The following is a 19,802-nucleotide window of genomic DNA, read 5'->3' as shown; positions in this document are numbered from 1 at the left end:
CCCTACTGCCCGCGTAATGACTGGGCTGTAGGCTCGCCGGTCCGCTCAGAGTCCGCAGGAGCGACGACAGAGCTTCGCATGAGGTTGCTCGCCGCGGCCCTCGTGCGGTCCTCAGCAGTCGGCCAGAGATGCGAATACGTCTGCAAGGTCGTCGTCGCCTTCGCGTGTCCGAGCGCGCGCTGCACGGTCACGACGTTGCAGCCCTCGGCGATCAGTCCCGACGCGAAGAAGTGTCTGAGATTGTGCAGTCGCAGCGGCTCGAGGCCTGCACGCTCGACCGTCCGGCGCCACCAGTAGCCGACCGTATTCTGATGCGGCGGAAGTCCGCGGTCCCCGACAAACAGCCAGCCCTCGTCGCCGCGGACCCCGATCTGCTCGACGTGCCGACTCAGTAGGAGCAGCAGCTCGTCCGGCAGAAACACGACACGCTCGGACCCGTACTTCGGAGGAGTGACCGCGATCTCGCCCGGACCGGATCGCTGCACCTGACGACGGACGCTGAGCTGCCGACGCAGGAAGTCCACGTCCGCGAGCTGCACCGCCGCGGCCTCGCCTATACGCAGGCCGGCGAAAGCGGCGAGGGCGACGAACGGCTCGAACCAATCCTCCGCCGCAGCGAGGATCGCTCCGACTTCAGCCGGCGAGGGGACCTCCATCGCGTGCTCGGCCTTGCGGACGCGGTGGAGGGTCACACCGTCGGACGGGTCGGTTCCGATCAGGCGATCACGCACTAGCCGGTAGCTCCGGGCGCATGCTCGGGGCACAACCAGAGGGACGCGTCCGAGGACAGGTACGCCACGGCGTCCGTGCTCGGGAGATTCGGGAGCAAGCCCGCGACAACGATGAAGCCGGCCTGCAACGAGTCCCCGCGGTCCATGGAGTCGCAGAAGGCACTTCCTGCGCCTAGGAGCGAAGCGTCGGTGAACGAAGCCGTCTCCGGGATGTGCGTGTTTACCGCGTTGATGAACTCGGCCTCCGCGTAGACGCGAGTCGTCTCGTCCATGTCGGCTCGATAGGGCGCACCGTTGGTCGTCAGCCGCATTGTGGATGTCGGCGTCGGCGTCGGAGTCGGAGTCGCTTCTGCTTCAGGCGTCACGGGCACCGTCACTGCCGGCTCGGCCGGCTGAGCAGTGCAGCCCGCCAGCGCGAAAACGATGGCAATACACGGAAGAAGGCGTCTCATGGCGCGATCCTAGTGACCCCGATGATCTCGAGTGGCGCTAGTTCCTGACGAGGGGTCCGAACGTGGCGCGTACCTCGAACCAGGAGGGGGCCCGCGGGCTGTCCTAGAAACGGAACAACCGATGCCTAGTTGGCGTCCTGCCTTTCCCTCCATGGCGCGTTCCCTCTGGACGATTCTGTCGACGTAGACGCAGACGGGATCGCCCGATGTTTCTTGGCCCATGGGTGTACTGCGTAGTGGGCGACCCGCAGGACTCTGCAGTCCGCAGCGAGTCCGCAAGAACCCCAGTTCCCGGTGGGTTCGCACCATCAGTACCAACGCTCAGAAGCCCGGTATCTCGCGGATTCCTGTCCTTCACAACCACCCGCTACACCGGCACCAACGTTCCGCTTCAACGTGTAGGACGGCCGCGCTCGGCTCGAGGCGCCCGGTTCGCTCGGATCCCCGGATCCGCGAGCCGGGCGCTTCTGCACGGAGGTGCGGGATCGCCGACCCCGGGAGTCCGACACGAGGCCGGTCACATCCCCGGACGTCCGCCCCGCCCCGTCAGTTCAGCACGTCCCCGATCAGCCAGCTCGACAGCCCGACGAGGGTGCAGACGCCGACGACCACCCAGGCGACGGTCCGGCGGACCGAGCGGGAGACCGCTTCCGAGCTGCGGGGAGTGGGACGCAGCGGCGCCGTGTACGAGGGCGGGACGGTGTAGGTCCGGGCCGGCGGGAGGAGTCGGGGGAGAGTGACCGGACGGCCGTCGACCCACTCGGCGGGCAGCTCCGCGGCCTTCGCGGCCTGCAGCGTGAGCTCGACCTTCAGCGGGGATCCGCGGAGGGAGGCGTAGGCGGCGGCGGTGAGGCCGAGGCTCGCGAGGTGGCGGAGGGTCGGGGCGAAATCCGCCGAGAGGGTCGGGGAGAGCTCGCCCACCCGCTCGCCGTCGAGACGGAGCTCGACGAGGTCGCCCGCCGGGTGCAGGGTCACCAGCAGCAGGCCGCGGCCGCTCGCCGGAACGACCGACGAGAGGCGGGCGAAGTGCTCGTCCTCGCGCAGGACCGGCAGGCCCCGCGACCAGGGGAGGATCGAGTGGCGCTCGACGGGCGGCTCGTTGAGCGGCACGAGCAGCTCGGGGGCGACGAGGGCGACGCGGAGGACGGCCCGCAGGCCCTCCTCGCCGTTCTCGACCCGGAGGCGCGCGGTCGTGACCGGGACGGCTCCGCTCGCCACGACCCGGTCGAGAGCGGCCCGGTGGGCGGAGGCGTTCGGCAGGTAGCCGAGGACGCGGCCGCCGACCCGGACCGAGACGGCGTCGAGGCCGGTGGGGTGGTCGGGCTCGGGGATCAGGTCGACCTCGAGGGTCCGCTCGTCGATCTCGCCCTGCTCGAGCGTGCGTCCGATCAGATCGGCGATCTCCTCGATCCGCTCGGCCTCGGCGAGGGCGTCCACGCTCGGGGTGCCGTCGGCGTTCGGGAGGCGGTAGACGACGCGCTCCGTGACGGGGGTGACGGGTGCGTCCCGCACCACCGCGGCACTGTCCTGCGCGGAGCGGCGCGCCTCGGTGAACCGCCTGCCGTCCCACCAGCGCATCTCGGCCGCATCGGCCTCGTCGCGGTACCAGCCCGCCGGCGCACCCTCGTCCATCGACCCCCCCCGTTCCTCCGGCGAACGAGTCTACGAGGAGGGCGGGAGCGTCAGAGACCCGGGTCCGTGGCGGCGGGATCCTCGGGGGCGAGCGCGGCCGCGGGCTCTCCCGAAGCGGGGCCGCTCCACGCACCGGACTCGTGCGCCCGAGGGCCGGCGATCCACTCCAGAGCCTCGCGGACGAGCATCCGGACGTGACGCGCGTGGCCGATGGTGACGGGGGCGGGATCCTCGAGGACCTCGAGCAGGCGGTGCAGCACGGCACGGCTCTGCAGTCGTGTCATGGGCCTCACGGTAGGGGCCCGGTCGCTCGGACGGTAGTGCCGATCCGCGACAGCGCACCCGTCTAGGCTCGCCACATGACTCGTCTCGACGGTGCCGTCGTCCTCGTCCTCGGAGCCTCGGGCGGCCTCGGCCGCCTCCTGGCCGATTCGCTGGAGGCGCGCGGTGCCGTCGCGGTGCGCTCGGGGCGCGACTCCGCGGCGCTCGGCGAGGCACCCCTGGTCGCCGACCTGCGCGGGGAGGACGAGCCCCGGCGCGTGGTCGCCGAGGTGCTCGAGCGGCACGGGCGCCTCGACGGCGTCGTCGTGGCCGCGGGCGTCGTGGCCTTCGGGCCCTCCGCCGAGCTCGATCCGGCCGTTCTGGAGGAGCTCGTCGAGGTGAACGCGCTGGCGCCGATCCGGGTGCTGACCGCCGCGCTGCCGTCGCTCGTCGCGTCGGCGGGCGAGGGGCGCGAGCCGTTCGCGCTGACCATCAGCGGCGTGGTGGCGGAGGCTCCGACCGCGGGACTCGCCGCGTACTCCGCCTCGAAGGCGGCACTGCACTCCTTCGTGAAGGCCTCGGCCCGCGAGTACAAGCGGGCGGGCGTCCTCCTGCTCGACGCGCGCCCCGGCCACACCGAGACCGAGCTGTCCCGGCACCCGCTCGCGGGAGACGCGCCCCGCTTCGGCGCGGGTCTGGCGCCGCAGGACGTGGTCGACCGGCTGCTCGACGCGGTCGAGGGCGGCGAGACCGACCTGCCTCCTGCGGCGTTCACCGGCTGACGCCGTCCCGAGACGAGGCGGAGCCGGTCGATCCTCGCGGGAGCGCCCCGGATCGAGCACTGCAGCCTCGGCTGCGTACAGCCGCCGTGATCAGCCTGCGCATCCGGCGGCCGGGACCGCGATCGGCGCGGCAGCCCGTCCGACCGTCCTCCCCGCAGACGCGGGGATACCCGCCGTTCACCGGAGCGTTGCACGGCCGCACTAGCGTCCCTCCGTGCCCGACACCGCCGATGACGCCCTCCGTCCCACTCCCGAGCTGCTCCGCACGCTCACACCCGCCGACGCGCGGGACCTCGTCGTGCTGGACGAGGACGACGACGATCCGGTGCTCCTGCGCCGCGACGGCACGCAGATCGACACCTGGCGCGAGGGCTACCCCTACGACGAGCGGATGTCGCGCGAGGAGTACGAGGCGGGCAAGCGCCTCCTCCAGATCGAGCTGCTGAAGCTGCAGAACTGGATCAAGAAGCACGGGCGCCGACTCGTGGTCGTGTTCGAGGGGCGCGACGCCGCGGGCAAGGGCGGCACCATCAAGCGCTTCACCGAGCACCTCAACCCGCGCGGAGCCCGCGTGGTCGCGCTCGAGAAGCCGACCGAGCGCGAGGCCGGTCAGTGGTACTTCCAGCGCTACGTCTCGCACCTGCCGGCCGCCGGCGAGATCGTCCTCTTCGACCGCTCCTGGTACAACCGGGCCGGCGTGGAGCGCGTGATGGGCTTCTGCACGCCGGCGCAGTACGACGAGTTCATCCGCCAGACGCCGCTGTTCGAGCGGATGCTCGTCGGCGACGGCATCGACCTGGTGAAGCTGTGGTTCTCGGTCTCGGCGGAGGAGCAGCGCACCCGGTTCACGATCCGCATGATCGACCCCGTGCGCCAGTGGAAGCTCTCGCCGATGGACCTCGCCTCGCTCGACAAGTGGGGCGACTACACCGCGGCCAAGGAGGCGATGATGGCGGCGACCGACACCGCCGACGCTCCCTGGACCATCGTGAAGAGCAACGACAAGAAGCGCGCCCGGCTCGAGGCCATGCGCTACGTCCTGAGCCTCTACGACTACGACGGACGCGACGAGGAGGTCGTGGGCCCGCTGGGTCCGGACCCGCTGATCGTCGGATCGGCCGCGGACGTGTACGAGCGCGGCGAGCACGCCGCGACGAGCTGACCGGGGGGACGGACATGGGGGAGTCGGGGATCGGCGCGGAGCTGCCGGGGGTGCACCTGCGCTGGCTGGCGCTCGACGAGCAGACGCTGGACGCCGAGCGGCTGCTGCCGCTGTTGAGCGACGAGGAGCGCGAGCGCTACGCCGGCACGGTCGCCGCGTCGGCGGCCGAGCGATTCGTCTTCGGGCGGGTGCTCCTGCGGATGCTCGCGGCCGAGCTCACGGGGACGCGCGCGTCGGAGGTCCGGGTCGTCGCGTGCTGCCCGCGCTGCGGGGGCGCGCACGGCCGGCCGCGGCTGGAGGGACGCGGGATCGCGCTCGAGCTGCTGTCGGTGAGCATCGCGCACTGCGCGGGCGCCGTCGTGGTCGCGGCGAGCAGCGCCGGTGCGGTCGGCGTCGATGTGGAGCCGACGCTGGGCACGCCCGAGCGCGGGGAGCGGATCACGCGCATCGCCGGGGCGCCCTTCGCCACGGGCGGGATGCGCCCCGCCGACCCCGTCCTGCACTGGACCCGGATCGAGGCCGCACTGAAGGCGGACGGCCGCGGGCTCGAGCTCGACCCGCGCCGGGTGCACGTGCACGAGTCGCACCACGCGGCGGAGGCGCGGATCGACGGCGTCCGCTTCCGGCTGGCCGAGCCGCAGCTGGACCCCGCGCTGCGGGTCAGCGTCGCCCTCGGGCCGATGGGGGACGCGGGCGCCGGGCCCATCATCGGCTGGCGGCGCGAGCACGGCGACGCGCTCGCGGACTCGCTGGTGTCAGCGCCCGGACGGTAGCGGCGGCAGCTCCTCGTCGAGGAGCCAGGCGTCGAGCAGGTCGTCCACGCCCTCGCCGAGGACCTCGGTGCAGAGCTCGCGGAACTCCTCGTCGGTGACGGCGGCGGAGGCGTAGCGGGACGTCCACTCCCGCAGCAGCCGGAGGAAGGGCTCGTCGCCGACGGTGAGCCGCAGCGCGTGCAGGGTGAGCGCGCCGCGCTTGTAGACGCGGTCGTCGAAGAGTGCGACCGGCCCCGGATCGGCGAGCACGAGATCCTGCGCCGCAGCCCGCAGCACCGCGTGGTGGCGGCGGGCGCAGGCGTCGGCGGTGGCGCGGCCCGACTCCTCCGACCACAGCCACTCCGCGTAGCAGGCGAACCCCTCGTTGAGCCAGATGTGGCGCCACCGGGCGATGCCCACGCTGTTGCCGAACCACTGGTGCGCGAGCTCGTGCGCGATGAGGCGCTCCGAGCCGCCGCGGCCGTCGGCGTGGTTGGCGCCGAACACCGCCATCGCCTGCGCCTCGAGCGGGATCTCCAGCTCGTCCGCCGTGACGACGACGCAGTAGCGGGCGAAGGGGTAGGGCCCGAACAGCCGCGTGAACAGGGCGAGCATGCGCTCGAGCGGAGCGAAGTCGTGCGCGACCCGAGCGGCCAGGGCGGCGGGGCGGGCGAGGGTCACCGCGACGCCGGCGAGCACGCACTCCTCGATCGCGTAGCGGCCGATCTGCACCGAGGCGAGGTACGCGGCGCTGGGCTCGCGCTGCTCGTAGAGCCAGGTGCGGCGGCCGGAGCGGGCGCTCGAGTCGATGAGCACCCCGTTCGCGAGCACGGCGTAGCCCTCCTCGGCGGTGACGCGCAGGCGGTACGGAGCCTTCTCGGCGACGTCGTCGTTGCAGGGGAACCAGGTGGAGGAGCCGGAGGGCTGCGAGGCGACGAGCACCCCGTCCTCCAGCTCCTCCCAGCCGAGCTCGCCCCAGTGGGTGGCGCGGGGGGCGGGGTGGCCGCTGTACTCGATCTCGACGTCGACGCTCTCGCCGGCGGCCAGCGGCTCGGCGGGGGACACCCGCAGCTTGTGCGGCGCCTGCTCGTGGCGGGCGCGGCGTCCGTCGATCCGGACGCGGGCCACGCGGAGCCGGGAGAGGTCGAGGGAGAACCGCCGGAGCGGCTGCAGCGCGACGATCCGCAGCACGGCCCGGCCGGCCAGGCGGTTCGAGGCGACGCGGTAGTCGAGGTCGAGGTCGTAGGACTCGACGCGGTAGCCGGTGTTCCCGATGCCGGGGACGTAGGGGTCGCCGGCGGTCTCGAGCCCGGTCAGCGCGGGGCTCACGCGACGGGCGCGTGGTAGTCGGCGACGCGCACCTCGCGCCACGGGCCGATCGGGTTGCCGCTCCAGCGGCTGCCCGCGGGCACGAGCTCCCCCCGCATGACGAGCGAGGCCGGGCCGACCGTGCCGTGCTCGGCGATCCGCGCGGCGGGGAGGATCACGCTGTGCGGGCCCAGGGTGGCGCCGGCGTCGAGGCTCACGAGATCCATGCTCATGATTCGATCATGGAACAGGTGCGTCTGCACGACGCAGCCCCGGTTCACGGTCGCTCCGTCGCCGAGCGAGATCAGATCGGCCTCGGGGAGCCAGTAGCTCTCGCACCAGACGCCGCGTCCGATCCGGGCGCCGAGGCTCCGCAGCCACCAGACCAGCGCCGGAGTGCCCGCGGCGGCGTGGGCGAACCAGGGCGCGGCGACCATCTCGGTGAAGGCGTCGGCCAGCTCGCTCCGCCAGACGAACGAGGACCACAGCGGCTGCTCGCTCGGCTCGACCCGCTGGATCAGGATCCACTTCGCGGCGGTGGAGACGGCCGCGGCGACCGCCCCGGCGGCCAGCAGCACGACGCCTCCCACGAGCGCGGCGAGCACCGCCCCGAGCGTCTGGATCAGCGCGAGCAGTCCGGCGACCACGCCGAGGCCGATCGCGACCGAGACGACCACCGGGACGAAGCGGCCGAGCTCCCACGCGATGCGGGCCGCGCGGAGTCGGCGGGCCGGGCGGAAGGTGCGCGCCGACTCCGCCTCGACGACGGTGCGCCGCAGCCGCACGGGCGGTGAGCCGAGCCACGACGAGCCCGCCTTCGACTTCCGGGGCGCGGAGGAGAGGACGGCGACGAGTCCGCCGGCGGGCACGGTGTGACCGGGAGCCGCCATGCCGGAGTTGCCGAGGAACGCGCGCTCGCCGATCTCGGCGCGGGCGAGCCGCATCCAGCCGCCGCCGAGCGCGTAGGAGGCGACGAGCGTGTCGTCGGCGAGGAACGCGCCGTCGCGGATGGTCGTCATCGCGGGCAGGAGCAGCACCGTCGAGGCCTCGACGTCGCGTCCGACCTTCGCGCCGAGGAGCCGCAGCCAGACCGGGGTGAACAGGCCCGAGTAGAGCGGGAAGAGCAGGACCCGCGCGGAGTCGAGCAGCCGCTCCGTCGACCAGACCTGCCAGCCGATCCGACCGCGCACGGGGTGGGTGCCCGGCTCGACGCCCCGGCCGAGCAGGCGCACCAGGACGACGACGAGGGCGGCGAGGACGACTCCGGAGACGGCGACGGCGGGCACGAGGGCGGCGAGAGCGGGCCCGAGCGCGGCGCCGAGGCCGGCCGAGCCGCGCACGGCGGCGGCCACGACGGCGAGCCCGGCCGCGAGGGCGAGGACCGGGACCGCTGCGAGGCCGACCGCGGACGCTCCGTACGCCCAGACCCAGCCCGGGCGGCGCGCCGGGCGCTCCGAGGGGAACCCGGCGTTCGCCCTGCCGAGCCGCTGGGCGGGGGATCCTCCCCAGCGCTGCCCGGCCGGCACCCGCCCGAAGACGGCCGATCCCGGCTCGATCTGCGCGTGCTTGCCGATCCGGGCGCCGGGGAGGAGCGTGCTGCGCGCGCCCACCGTGCTGCCCGCGCCGACCCGGACGGCGCCGACGCGCAGGACGTCGCCGTCGATCCAGTAGCCGGAGAGGTCGACCTCGGGCTCGATCGCGGCGCCGCGCCCGAGCGTGAGCATCCCGGTCAGAGGAGGGAGGGAGTGCAGGTCGACGTCGTCGGCGATGCGGGCACCGAGCGCGCGGGCGTAGTAGGCGACCCAGGGCGCGCCCGCCAGGCTCACGGCCTTGAGCTGGAACGCGATCTGCTCCGCCAGCCAGAGCCGGAGGTGCACGCTCCCGCCGCGCGGGTGGTCTCCGGCTCGGATCCCGCGCAGCAGGGTGCGCGCGGCGAGGACGGTGAGCCCCATCCGCCCGAACGGCGTGAGGAAGAGCGCGAACGCGGGGATCAGCGCGGCGAGCGGAGCGGTGGGCAGCCAGCCGAACCCCGGCACCAGGTCGAGCACCGCGGTGACGGTGAGGATCGCGGTGATCCAGCGGGCGCTGCCGAGCACGAGCAGCGGTGCGCCGAGGAGGGTCTGCAGGACGCGCATCCGGAGGGGGACCGGCGCGATGCGGTGAGCGGACACCTCCGCGGTGCCCGTCGAGCGGCTCTGGATCTCGGCGGCCATCGCCGCGAGACGCGGGTGGGCGTAGACGTCGGCGACCGTGAACTCGGGGTCGCGCTCGCGGATCCGCGCGACCAGCTGGGCGGCGGCGAGGGAGCCGCCGCCGAGGTCGAAGAAGTTCGCCCGCTCGTCGACCGGCACGCCGAGCACGTCGCGCCAGAGGGCGGCGAGCCACGCCTCCTCGGGGTCGAGGGAGGCGTCCTCGGTCGTGCCCACGGCGAGCGGCCAGGGGAGTGCGGCGCGGTCGACCTTGCCGGAGACGCGGGTCGGCAGCTCCTCGACCACGGCCAGCAGCGGCACGAGGGATGCGGGCAGCTCCTCACGCAGGCGGGCGAGCGCCGCGTCGCGGTCGAGCTCCCGGCCGCCGGCGAGGGCCAGGTAGCCGACGAGGACCTGGTTGCCGGCCGCCGTGGTGCGGACCGCGGCCGCCGCCCCCGAGACTCCGGGGAGCGCCTGCAGCGCCGCCTCGACCTCGCCGAGCTCGATCCGCCGACCGCCGAGCTTCACCTGGTCGTCCGCGCGCCCCTGGAAGACGAGGCCGGCGCTCTCGAAGCGCACCAGGTCGCCGGAGCGGTAGGCCCGCTCCCAGCCCAGGAGCGGTGCCGGCGCGTACTTCTCGGCGTCCTTGACCGGGTCGAGGTAGCGCGCGAGCCCGACCCCGCCGATGACCAGCTCGCCGACCTCGCCCTCGCCGACCCGCTGCCCGTCCGCGTCCACGACGGCGAGCCGCCAGCCGTCCAGCGGCAGCCCGATGCGCACCGGGGGAGGCCCGCCGAGGGGCGCGGCGCAGGCGACGACGGTGGCCTCGGTCGGCCCGTAGGTGTTCCAGACCTCGCGACCCTCGACGGCCAGGCGCTCGCCGAGCTCCGGCGGGCACGCCTCGCCACCGAAGATCAGCAGGCGGACGTTCTCGAGCGACTCCGCGGGCCAGAGCGCCGCGAGGGTCGGCACGGTCGAGACCACGGTGATGCCGTGCGTGGTCAGCCAGGGGCCGAGGTCCATGCCGCTGCGGACCAGCGAGCGGGGAGCGGGGACGAGGCAGGCGCCGTGCCGCCAGGCGAGCCACATCTCCTCGCAGGACGCGTCGAACGCGACCGAGAGACCGGCCAGCACCCGGTCCCCGGGGCCGAGCGGCTCCGCCTGGAGGAACAGGCGCGCCTCGGCGTCGACGAAGGCGGCGGCGGAGCGGTGGCTGACCGCCACTCCCTTGGGGGTTCCGGTGGAGCCGGAGGTGAAGATGATCCAGGCGTCGTCCTCGAGCGAGGGCGGCTGCAGCAGCGGGATCGACGCCGTGCTCGGGTGCGGCGCGCTCGCGGTGAACAGGCGCGCGGCCGGCTCGTCGGCGCCGGTGCGCTCGAAGCGGCCGGAGCCGGTGATCACGCCGCGGACGGCGGCCTCGCCGAAGACGAGGCGCGCCCGCTCCTCGGGGTCGTCCGCGTCCACCGGGACGTACGCGGCTCCCGCGGCGAGGACGGCCAGGATCGCGAGGTAGAGCTCGCGGGAGCCGCTGGGCATGCGGATCCCGACGCGGTCGCCGCGTCGGACCCCTGCGGTGGTGAGCTCGCCCGCGAGCTGCACCGTGCGGGCCAGCAGCTCCCGGTAGCTGAGCGCTCCGGCCGGGTCCTCCAGCGCGGAGGCGTCCGGGTGGCGCTCCGCGGTGTCGCGGAGGACGTCGACCAGCGTGCGAGGAGGAGGGGTGGCTGCTCCGGCGTCGAGCACGTCCTGGGGGCCGGCCGTCTCGGTCACGTCTCGTCTCCGTCCCGGCCGCGCGATCGGGAGCGCGGCGGCCGGGGCGACACCGTAGGGAGGCGGGGTGACGCGGAGGTGAACAGGCGGGGTCGGCCCGCCCGGCTCAGTGCGCCATCGGGAGCGGCGCGTCCGACTCCGCCGGGCGGCGGACGAAGAACGCGGCCACGATCGCGACCGTCGCGATCGACGCGCCCCACAGGAACGCGGAGTGGATGCCGCCGGCGTAGGAGGCGACCTCGTCGGCTCCGCCCTGCGCGAGCTCCGCCGACCGGATCGAGAGGACGGTGACGAACAGCGCCGTGCCCGCCGCGCCGCCCAGCTGCTGCACGGTGCCGATGATCGCGCTGCCGTGCGAGTAGAGCGAGGGGCGCACCGAGCCGAGGCCGGCGGTGAACAGCGGCGTGAAGACGAAGGCGAGGCCCAGGCTGAGGGTGACGTGCAGCGAGAGGACGAACCAGGGCGACGAGTCCGCCGCGAGCAGGGTGTACCCCCACAGTGCGCCGGCGACGACGATCGAGCCGGGCACGAGCAGCACGCGCGGGCCGAAGCGGTCGTAGCCGCGGCCGACGAACGGCGCGAGCAGGCCCATCAGCAGGCCGCCGGGGAGCAGGAGCAGCCCGGTCTCCAGCGGAGTGAGGCCCAGCACGTTCTGCGTGTAGAGGGGCAGCAGGATCAGGGTGCCGAAGAGCGCCGACATGCTGACCGCCATCATCGCGATGACGATGGTGAAGTTCGCGGAGGAGAAGGTCCGGAGGTCCAGCAGGGCCCGGTCGGTGCGCTGCAGCAGCAGCTGGCGCGCGATGAAGCCCGCGAGGCCGAGACCCGCGACGACGAACGGGATCCACGGCGCGACGACCGCGGCTCCGCCCTCGCCGAGGCTCGACAGGCCGTAGACGAGGCCGCCGAAGCCGAAGACCGAGAGGACGACCGAGAGCGAGTCGATCGGGATGGAGCGGGGCTCGGTGACGTTCTCGACCTTGCGCAGGCCCAGGAGCAGCGCGCCGATCGCGATCGGCAGCACGATCCAGAACATCCAGCGCCAGCCGAGGAAGTTGAGGATGACGCCCGAGATCGTCGGTCCGACGGCCGGAGCCACCGAGATGACGATCGAGATGTTGCCCATCATCCGGCCGCGGATCGCCGGGGGCACCAGCGTCATCACGGTCGTCATCAGCAGCGGCATCATGATGGCCGTGCCGCCGGCCTGCACCACGCGGGCCGCCAGGAGGACCGCGAAGGTCGGGGCGAGCGCGGCGGTGAGCGTGCCGAGGCTGAAGAGGATCATCGCGGCGGCGAAGAGCGTGCGGGTGTGCAGCCGCTGGATCAGGTAGCCCGTGATCGGGATGACGACGGCCATCGTGAGCATGAAGGCGGTCGAGAGCCACTGGCCCACGTGCGCCTCGACGTCGAAGTCGCGCATGAGGTCGGGCAGCGCCACGCTCATGATCGTCTCGTTGAGGATCACGACGAACGCCGACACCAGCAGGAGGCTGATGACCAGGCGGCTGCGCGGCTCGAGGGTCGTGGCGGCGGCGGGTGCGGCGGGCCGCGCGGCGGGAAGGGTGCTGCGCTCGGTCACAGGTGTTCTCCGGTCGTGAGGGGATCGGTGTGAGGGGCGCATCGACGGCTCGACTCGCGGGCGCGGATGCGGGGTACGGAGGGAGAACAGCGGCGGACGCCCCGGACATTCCCGATCGACGGGGATCCGCTGCGAGAGGTCTCAGGTGAGGACCGCGGAGAGCGCGGAGGACGCGGCCTCGGCCTCCTCGAGCGTGGCGCCCTCGCCGAAGCTGAACCGCACGGCGGTCCGGGCGACGTCGGGGTCGAGGCCGAGGGCCAGCAGCGCGGGCGAGGGCTCGTCGCGCCCGGCGGCGCACGCCGAGCCGCTCGAGACGACGACGCCGCGCTCCTCCAGCTCGAGGAGCGTCGACTCGCCGCTGCGTCCGGGGACGGCGTACGCCGCGATCGAGGGGAGCCGGTGCGCCGCGGAGCCCAGCGGCACGGCCCGGGGCGCCAGGGCCGCGACCCGCTCGGCGAACGCGTCCCGGACCGCTCCGACCCGTGCCGCGCGGTCCGGATCGAGCAGGCGCACCGCGGTGCCGAGCGCGACCGCGAAGGCCACGTTCTCGGTGCCCGAGCGCCGCTCCCGCTCCTGGCCGCCGCCGTGCAGCAGGGGCTCGAACGGGAGCCGGCTGCGCAGCAGCAGCGCCCCCACGCCCTTCGGCGCCCCGAGCTTGTGCCCCGAGACCGAGACCGCGTCGGCGCCCCAGCCCGCGACGTCCAGCCAGCCGGCGGCCTGGACGGCGTCCACGTGCAGCGGCACGCCGCGCGATCGGCAGAGCGCCGCGATCGCCGGAACGTCCTGCACCGTCCCGATCTCGTTGCTCGCCGCGAGCACCGAGACCAGTGCGGTGTCCGGCCGGGCCAGCGCGGCGAGCGCGTCGAGGTCGAGCAGGCCGGTCGCGTCGACGGGGGCCGTCGACACCTCGAAGCCGTGCAGGCGCCGGAGGTGGTCGGCCGACTCGACGGTCGCCTCGTGCTCGAGCGCCGAGATCACCAGGTGCCGTCCGCGCGGCGATCCCAGCGCGAGGCCCTTGACCGCCGTGTTGATCGACTCCGTGCCGCCGGAGGTGAAGAGCGTCTCGGAGGCGCGGCCGCCGAGGAAGCGGGCCACGTGAGCGCGCGCCGCCTCCAGCGCGCGCGCCGCGGCGTCGCCGAGCGAGTGGCTGCTCGACGGATTGCCGTACTCGGCGGTGAGGAACGGCCACATGGCCTCCAGCACCTCGCGGCGCACGGGCGAGGTCGCGGCGTGGTCGAGGTAGATCACTCGACCGCGATGTCCAGGCCGAGGTCGAGCGAGCGGACGCTGTGGGTGAGCGCGCCGACGGAGATCACGTCGACCCCCGCCTCCGCGATCGCGCGCACGGTCGAGAGGTCGACGCCGCCGCTCGCCTCGACCACGGCCCGCCCTCCGATGAGGGCGACGCCCTGGCGGAGCAGTTCGGGGGTGAAGTTGTCGAGCATGATCGTGTCCGCGCCTCCCGCCAGCGCGGGCTCGATCTGGTCGAGCCGGTCGACCTCGACCTCGAGGTGCGCCGTGTGCGGGATCGAGGCGCGCGCCGCCCGCAGGGCCGCGGTCAGGTCGATCCCGCGCGCGGCGAGCACCGCGAGGTGGTTGTCCTTCGCCAGCACCGCGTCCGAGAGCGAGAAGCGGTGGTTGCGGCCGCCGCCGCTGCGGACGGCGTGCCTCTCGAGCGCACGCAGACCCGGCGTGGTCTTGCGGGTGTCGACGATGCGGGCGCGCGTCCCCTCCACCGCGGCGACGTACTGCGCCGTCAGGGTGGCGATGCCGCTCATCCGCTGCACGAGGTTGAGCGCGACCCGCTCGCCGCGGAGCACGCCGCCCGCGGGGCCCTCGATCCGGGCGAGGGTCTGCCCGGCCTCGAAGACCGCGCCGTCCTCCACGAGCACCGAGCAGCGGATCCGGGAGTCGACCTGCCGCATCGTGCCGACGAGGACGGCGCCGCCGCTGAAGACGCCGGGCTCGCGGGCCACGAGGGCTGCGCTCGCGGTGGCGTCCGCGGGGAGGAGGGTGTCGGAGGTCAGGTCGCCCCAGGGCGCGTCCTCCTCGAGGGCGAGGGTGACGACGCGGTCGATGCTCTGGCGGGTCAGCACGGAAGGGCCGCCTCTCTGGTGGGGGCGGCGGCGCTCGCCGTCGCGGGGTCGGGGGAGTCGGTGCGGTGGTGGGCGCCGACGGAGTGCGTGCGCGCGAGCGCGGCGTCGATGAGAGCGAGGGCGCAGGTCAGCAGGTTCGCGTCCTCGAGCGTCCTCAGTCCGAGCGGAGCGGGCGAGGCGGAGGCGACGAGCGCGTCGCGCGCCGCTGTGAGCCCCGCCGCGTCCCGGGAGAGGCCGGCTCCCGCCCACATCGCGTCCTGGAGAGCGGTGCGGTCGAGCGTCATCGGGACGACGGCGCGGGGAGGGGCGACCGGGCCGCCGCTCCAGGAGAGGGAGTCGAGGGCGAGCGCCGCGCGGCGCGCGAACACGACGCCCTCGAGCAGGCTGTTGGAGGCGAGGCGGTTCGCGCCGTGGACGCCGGTGCGGGCGACCTCGCCCACTGCGAGCAGCCCGGGGAGGCTGGTGCGCCCGTCCAGGTCGGTCGCGATCCCGCCCATCCAGTAGTGCGCGGCCGGAGTCACGGGCAGCAGGTCGTCGGCGAGCGAGAGCCCGTTCTCGCGGCAGGCCGCCGAGATCGTCGGGAACCTCTTCGCCAGCACCTCGGGGTCGATCGCCCGGGCGTCCAGGTGCACGGGCAGTCCGCCCTGCAGTCGCATCCGCTCCGCGATCGCGCGCGCCACGACGTCGCGCGGCGCCAGCTCGGCCTCGGGGTGCACCCCGGCCAGGAACCGCTCGCCCGCGGAGTCGCGCAGCACCGCGCCCTCGCCGCGCACCGCCTCCGAGACGAGGAAGCCGCCCGGCAGCGCGAGCGTGGTCGGGTGGAACTGGTAGAACTCCAGGTCCGCCGTCTCCGCTCCCACCCGCAGGGCGGCGGCAAGCCCGTCCCCGGTCGCGACGGACGGATTGGTGGTGTGCCGGTAGAGCTGCCCGGCGCCTCCGGTGGCCAGCACGACCGCGTCGGCCGCCAGGCGCTCGAGCACGCCGTCGTGCAGGACGTCGGCGCCCGTGACCGAGCCGCCCTCCCGCACCAGGTCGACCAGGGCGGCGTGCTCGCGCACCTCGACCGACGAGGCCCGCACCGCCGCCACGAGAGCGGCCTCGATCGCGGCGCCCGTCGCGTCGCCGCCGGCGTGCAGGATCCGCGGACGCGAGTGGGCGCCCTCGAGTCCCCGCGCCAGCTCGCCGCCCTCGCGGTCGAAGCCGACGCCCCACTCCTGCAGCACCGCGACCGCCTCCGGCCCCTCGGCGCAGAGCACCTCGACCGCCGAGCGCACGGCGAGGCCCGCACCGGCGGTGAGCGTGTCCTCCACGTGCAGCGCCACGGAGTCGCCCGGCGCCGTGACCGCGGCGATCCCGCCCTGCGCGGCGCGCGTCGACGACTCCGCCAGCGTGCCCTTGGTGACGAGCAGCACCTCGTGGCGGTGCTGCGCCGTCAGCGCGGCGACCAGCCCGGCGATGCCGCTGCCGACGACGACGACCCGCGCCATGTCAGACCGCCGCCGGCCCGGCGGGCGGAACGGCCGCGAGCATCCGCTCGAGGGCGATGCGCGCCTCGGCCTGCACCGACTCCGCGACCTCGATCCGGTTGAGCACCGTCCCCGCGACCAGTCCCTCGAGCACCCAGGCGAGGTAGCCGGGGTGGATGCGGTACATGGTCGAGCAGGGGCAGACCACGTCGTCGAGGCAGAAGATCGTGTGCTGCGGGTACTGGACGGCGAGGCGCTGCACCAGGTTGATCTCGGTGCCGATCGCGAAGGTCGATCCCGCGGGTGCCGCCTGGATCGCCTTCACGATGTAGTCGGTCGAGCCGTACTCGTCGGCCGCGTCGACGACCGCCATCGGGCACTCCGGGTGCACGATCACGCGCACGCCCGGGTGCTCGGCGCGCGCCTTCGCGATCTGGGCCGTCGTGAAGCGCTTGTGCACCGAGCAGAAGCCGTGCCAGAGGATCACCTGCGCGTCCAGGAGCGTCGCAGTGTCGGAGCCGCCCTGCGGCTTCCGCGGGTTCCACATCGGCATCCGCTCCAGCGGCACGCCCATCGCCTTGGCGGTGTTGCGGCCGAGGTGCTGGTCGGGGAAGAACAGCACCCGCTGCCCGCGCGCGAACGCGTCCTCGAGCACGGTCGCCGCGTTCGAGGAGGTGCAGACCACGCCTCCGTTGCGGCCGCAGAACGCCTTCAGCGCGGCGGAGGAGTTCATGTACGTGACCGGGACGAGCGGCACGCGGCCGTCGGCGTCCGGCTCGGTGCCGTAGAGCTCGGTGAGCTCGGCCCAGGCGTCCTCGACGGAGTCGATGTCGGCCATGTCCGCCATCGAGCAGCCGGCCGCCAGGTTCGGGAGGATCACGGCCTGCTCCGGACCGGAGAGGATGTCGGCCGTCTCCGCCATGAAGTGCACGCCGCAGAAGACGATCGCCTCGGCGTCGGGCCGGCTCGTCGCCGCCTTCGCCAGCTGGAACGAGTCGCCCACGTAGTCGGCGTACTGCACCACCTCGTCCCGCTGGTAGAAGTGCCCGAGCACGACGACCCGCTCGCCGAGCGTCTCCTTCGCCGCGAGGATGCGGTGGTGCAGCTCGTCGGCGCTCGCCGTCGTGTACTCCTCCGGCAGACGTCCCTGGACCGGGGCGTCGGCCGGGATCGGGTCGGCCTGGGAGGCGCCGGGCCCGTAGGCGGGCAGGCCGAGGTCGAACGACCAGGGGGCCTCCGCGAGCTCGGGCGCGCAGGTGGCGCCGGGCGCGGAGCCGCCCTCGATGAGCCGGATGGTGCTGTCGACGGATGTCACGGTGTTCTCCTCGTGAGGCGGGTGGGGGAGTCGGGCGGCGCGCTCAGACGGGCAGCGGGCCGTTGTCGACGAGCGCCGCCGACTCGTCGTAGCGGTAGAGGCGCGGGGGACGGTGGCGGGTGCCCGTCAGGCGCTCCCCGGTGGGCACCACGGTGCCGGAGCTCTCGATCGTCCGGCGGAAGTTGGCCGGGTCGAGGGGCTTCTGCAGGACGGCCTCGTGGACCTCCCGCAGTTGGGACAGGGTGAAGGCGCCGCCGAGGAAGGCCTGCGCGATGCGGGAGTACTCCATCTTGTTGCGCAGGCGCCAGAGGGCGTAGTCGACGATCAGTCCGTGGTCGAAGGCGAGCTCGAGCGGCAGATCGGTGCAGAGCCAGGCGACGTTCTCTCCCACGATGGCCTCGTCGGCCTCGGCGGAGCGCACGAGCGCCCAGTAGACGATCGACACGACGCGGTCCTCGCCGGGGGAGCGGTCGGTGCCGCCGACGGCGTAGAGCTGCTCGAGGTAGCGCGGAGCCAGGCCCGTGGTCTCGCGGAGAGTGCGGCGGGCCGACTCGGCGAGGTCCTCGTCCGGATGCAGCGGTCCGCCGGGCAGTGCCCAGAGTCCCTCGAACGGCTCGCGGATGCGCCGGACGACGGGGATCCAGACGGTGCTCGCTCCGGTCTCCGGGTGCGGCCGCAGGGCGAAGATCACCGTCGACACGGCGAGCTGCACGTCCGGCATCCGGTGCCCCCTACTAAGAGTCGCACCGACTGTAAGTGCTGAGATCACCTTAGTGTCACGAACACCTGAACACCTAGCGGAAGAGGCGACACGCCGCGCAGGGTCCGCCCTCACCGCTAGGCTGACCGCACAACCGAATACCGGGCCGCAATACGCGACGCGGGAGAGCCGACTCCGGTCGGCACCGAAGGAGCAAGCCTCCCCGCCAATCTCTCAGGTCTTGTACCGCGTCGAACTGGCCACTCTGGAAAGCGATCCGCTCGGATCCGCCCATGGTGAAAGCGCTCGACCCCTCGGGGCGGCGCGAATCTCTCAGGCTCCACGACAGAGGGGGAGTTCCCACGGCACTGCTGTGCTCTGCCGCGAACGCGGCGCGAGTCCAGCACTGCGACGAAATGGAGAACTCATGTCCGAGACCCCGACGACCAGCCCCGAAGCCCGCTACTCGCCCCTGCACGAGGTGCACGTCGCCGCCGGCGCGTCCTTCACCGACTTCGCCGGGTGGCAGATGCCGGTCCGCTACTCCGGCGATCTCGCCGAGCACCACGCCGTGCGCACCGCCGCCGGCCTCTTCGACCTCTCGCACATGGCCGAGATCCTCGTCGTCGGCCCCGAGGCGGTCGACGCCCTCGACTACGCGCTGGCGAGCGACATCTCGGCCGTCGCCGCCGGCCGCGCGAAGTACACCCTTCTCCTGGAGCGCACGGGCGGCGTGATCGACGACCTCGTCGTCTACCGCACGGGCGAGGACCGCTTCATGGTCGTCGCGAACGCGGCCAACCGGCACATCGTCGTCGAGACGCTCCGCGACCGCACCGCGATGTTCGAGTGCGAGCTGTTCGACGAGAGCGACGACGTCGCCCTCATCGCGCTGCAGGGCCCGCGCTCGCTCGAGATCCTGCAGAACGTCCAGGGCCTCGCCGTCGAGACCGAGCGGGGAGCGGAGTCGGTGCTCGACACGGACGACGCCGCCCGCCTGCTCGCGGAGCTGCGCTACTACCGCGCCGTGCCCGCGACCTTCGAGGCGCACCCGATCCTGATCGCGCGCACCGGGTACACAGGCGAGGACGGCTTCGAGATCTACGTCTCGCCCGACTCCGCTCCCACGCTCTGGCAGGCTCTCGCCGAGACCGGCGCCGGAGCGGGCCTCGTCCCCGCCGGCCTCGCCGCCCGCGACACCCTCCGCCTCGAGGCGGGCATGCCGCTCTACGGCCACGAACTCTCCCGCGACGTCTTCCCCGCACAGGCCGGCCTCGGCCGCGTCGTCGCCTTCGGGAAGCCGATCGACTTCGTCGGCCGCGCGGCCAGCGAGGAGGGTCCCTCCGGAGACGCTCCCGTGCTCGTCGGGCTCGTTGGCGAGGGCCGCCGCGCCGCCCGTGCCGACTACACCGTCCTCTCCGGCGACGACGAGGTCGGAGTGGTCACCAGCGGCGTCCTCTCGCCGACCCTGGGCGTCCCGATCGCGATGGCCTACGTCGCCCCCGCCTCCGCGCAGCCCGGGACGGCGCTCGCCGTCGACATCCGCGGCACGCGCCTCCCGATGACCGTCACCGAGCTCCCCTTCTACTCGAGAAAGAAGAACTGAC

The 19,802-nt window shown here is 73.8% G+C and carries 16 protein-coding genes and 1 riboswitch; of the genes, 4 read left to right on the top strand and 12 right to left on the bottom strand.

What is annotated here, in order from left to right:
• Positions 1 to 2 precede the first annotated feature (2 nt).
• The 4 genes from C5C37_RS10115 to C5C37_RS10100 form a co-directional block, all read right to left on the bottom strand.
• On the bottom strand, positions 3 to 731 hold the full coding sequence (locus tag C5C37_RS10115; RefSeq protein WP_258074110.1) for a site-specific integrase: 729 nt from the start codon (positions 729 to 731) through the stop codon (positions 3 to 5).
• On the bottom strand, positions 731 to 1,003 hold the full coding sequence (locus C5C37_RS10110) for a hypothetical protein (protein ID WP_104327257.1): 273 nt from the start codon (positions 1,001 to 1,003) through the stop codon (positions 731 to 733). Before C5C37_RS10110 ends, C5C37_RS10115 begins: the two co-directional genes overlap by 1 nt.
• Before the next feature lie 726 nt (positions 1,004 to 1,729).
• Complete coding sequence (locus C5C37_RS10105) at positions 1,730 to 2,815, bottom strand: DUF2510 domain-containing protein (RefSeq protein ID WP_104338886.1); 1,086 nt, start codon at positions 2,813 to 2,815, stop codon at positions 1,730 to 1,732.
• 50 nt (positions 2,816 to 2,865) lie between these two features.
• Positions 2,866 to 3,099, bottom strand: a complete 234-nt coding sequence (locus C5C37_RS10100; RefSeq protein ID WP_104222960.1) for a hypothetical protein — start codon at positions 3,097 to 3,099, stop codon at positions 2,866 to 2,868.
• Between the two features lie 75 nt (positions 3,100 to 3,174).
• On the opposite strand from C5C37_RS10100, the gene C5C37_RS10095 reads away from it, so the two are divergent.
• The 3 genes from C5C37_RS10095 (at position 3,175) to C5C37_RS10085 (ending at position 5,793) form a co-directional block, all read left to right on the top strand.
• A complete protein-coding gene (locus tag C5C37_RS10095; RefSeq protein WP_104222961.1) occupies positions 3,175 to 3,858 on the top strand; it encodes an SDR family oxidoreductase in 684 nt (227 codons plus the stop codon).
• Positions 3,859 to 4,159: 301 nt separating this feature from the next.
• On the top strand, positions 4,160 to 5,020 hold the full coding sequence (gene ppk2 / locus C5C37_RS10090; RefSeq protein ID WP_244229668.1) for a polyphosphate kinase 2: 861 nt from the start codon (positions 4,160 to 4,162) through the stop codon (positions 5,018 to 5,020).
• 14 nt (positions 5,021 to 5,034) lie between these two features.
• On the top strand, positions 5,035 to 5,793 hold the full coding sequence (locus C5C37_RS10085; RefSeq protein WP_104222962.1) for a 4'-phosphopantetheinyl transferase superfamily protein: 759 nt from the start codon (positions 5,035 to 5,037) through the stop codon (positions 5,791 to 5,793).
• Here C5C37_RS10085 and C5C37_RS10080 read toward each other — a convergent pair.
• The 8 genes from C5C37_RS10080 to C5C37_RS10045 all read right to left on the bottom strand — a co-directional run bounded on the left by C5C37_RS10080 (position 5,776) and on the right by C5C37_RS10045 (position 18,216).
• Positions 5,776 to 7,101, bottom strand: coding sequence for a M1 family metallopeptidase (locus C5C37_RS10080; protein WP_258074108.1), 1,326 nt, complete (start codon positions 7,099 to 7,101; stop codon positions 5,776 to 5,778). The two genes, C5C37_RS10085 and C5C37_RS10080, sit on opposite strands and share 18 nt — an antisense overlap.
• Positions 7,098 to 11,036 carry a Pls/PosA family non-ribosomal peptide synthetase gene (locus C5C37_RS10075; RefSeq protein WP_181127402.1) on the bottom strand — a complete coding sequence of 1,313 codons (3,939 nt, stop codon included), beginning with the start codon at positions 11,034 to 11,036 and terminating at the stop codon, positions 7,098 to 7,100. The genes C5C37_RS10080 and C5C37_RS10075 overlap by 4 nt, the downstream gene beginning before the upstream one ends.
• A 106-nt stretch (positions 11,037 to 11,142) precedes the next feature.
• Positions 11,143 to 12,660: a DHA2 family efflux MFS transporter permease subunit gene (locus tag C5C37_RS10070; RefSeq protein ID WP_104255091.1), complete on the bottom strand. Its 1,518-nt coding sequence runs from the start codon at positions 12,658 to 12,660 to the stop codon at positions 11,143 to 11,145.
• Positions 12,661 to 12,759: 99 nt separating this feature from the next.
• Positions 12,760 to 13,866 (bottom strand): cysteine desulfurase family protein, encoded by a 1,107-nt coding sequence (locus C5C37_RS10065; protein ID WP_104338885.1) that lies wholly within the window; start codon positions 13,864 to 13,866, stop codon positions 12,760 to 12,762.
• Entirely contained in the window at positions 13,863 to 14,714 is an 852-nt protein-coding gene (nadC, locus tag C5C37_RS10060) for a carboxylating nicotinate-nucleotide diphosphorylase (RefSeq protein ID WP_104266935.1), read from the bottom strand. Before nadC ends, C5C37_RS10065 begins: the two co-directional genes overlap by 4 nt.
• Entirely contained in the window at positions 14,708 to 16,201 is a 1,494-nt protein-coding gene (gene nadB / locus C5C37_RS10055) for an L-aspartate oxidase (protein WP_104246614.1), read from the bottom strand. The genes nadC and nadB overlap by 7 nt, the downstream gene beginning before the upstream one ends.
• A 1-nt stretch (position 16,202) precedes the next feature.
• Positions 16,203 to 17,495: a quinolinate synthase NadA gene (gene nadA, locus C5C37_RS10050; protein ID WP_104222968.1), complete on the bottom strand. Its 1,293-nt coding sequence runs from the start codon at positions 17,493 to 17,495 to the stop codon at positions 16,203 to 16,205.
• Between the two features lie 43 nt (positions 17,496 to 17,538).
• Positions 17,539 to 18,216 carry an NUDIX domain-containing protein gene (locus C5C37_RS10045; protein WP_104222969.1) on the bottom strand — a complete coding sequence of 226 codons (678 nt, stop codon included), beginning with the start codon at positions 18,214 to 18,216 and terminating at the stop codon, positions 17,539 to 17,541.
• Positions 18,217 to 18,366: 150 nt separating this feature from the next.
• A riboswitch (glycine riboswitch) is annotated at positions 18,367 to 18,454 on the top strand.
• A gap of 168 nt (positions 18,455 to 18,622) precedes the next feature.
• On the opposite strand from C5C37_RS10045, the gene gcvT reads away from it, so the two are divergent.
• A complete protein-coding gene (gcvT, locus tag C5C37_RS10040; protein ID WP_104222970.1) occupies positions 18,623 to 19,801 on the top strand; it encodes a glycine cleavage system aminomethyltransferase GcvT in 1,179 nt (392 codons plus the stop codon).
• Position 19,802: the final 1 nt, after the last annotated feature.

Source organism: Rathayibacter sp. AY1F9, assembly GCF_002932155.1.
GTDB lineage: Bacteria > Actinomycetota > Actinomycetes > Actinomycetales > Microbacteriaceae > Rathayibacter.
This window is presented reverse-complemented; position numbering and strand designations above follow the sequence as displayed.

Bases quoted from the DNA above. Each gene is read 5' to 3' on its own strand.
- C5C37_RS10110 (WP_104327257.1), bottom strand. From the start codon at position 1,003: ATGGACGAGACGACTCGCGTCTACGCGGAGGCCGAGTTCATCAACGCG.
- C5C37_RS10105 (WP_104338886.1), bottom strand. From the start codon at position 2,815: ATGGACGAGGGTGCGCCGGCGGGCTGGTACCGCGACGAGGCCGATGCG.
- C5C37_RS10100 (WP_104222960.1), bottom strand. From the start codon at position 3,099: ATGACACGACTGCAGAGCCGTGCCGTGCTGCACCGCCTGCTCGAGGTC.
- C5C37_RS10095 (WP_104222961.1), top strand. From the start codon at position 3,175: ATGACTCGTCTCGACGGTGCCGTCGTCCTCGTCCTCGGAGCCTCGGGC.
- C5C37_RS10085 (WP_104222962.1), top strand. From the start codon at position 5,035: ATGGGGGAGTCGGGGATCGGCGCGGAGCTGCCGGGGGTGCACCTGCGC.
- C5C37_RS10070 (WP_104255091.1), bottom strand. From the start codon at position 12,660: ATGCGCCCCTCACACCGATCCCCTCACGACCGGAGAACACCTGTGACC.
- nadB (WP_104246614.1), bottom strand. From the start codon at position 16,201: ATGGCGCGGGTCGTCGTCGTCGGCAGCGGCATCGCCGGGCTGGTCGCC.
- C5C37_RS10045 (WP_104222969.1), bottom strand. From the start codon at position 18,216: ATGCCGGACGTGCAGCTCGCCGTGTCGACGGTGATCTTCGCCCTGCGG.
- gcvT (WP_104222970.1), top strand. From the start codon at position 18,623: ATGTCCGAGACCCCGACGACCAGCCCCGAAGCCCGCTACTCGCCCCTG.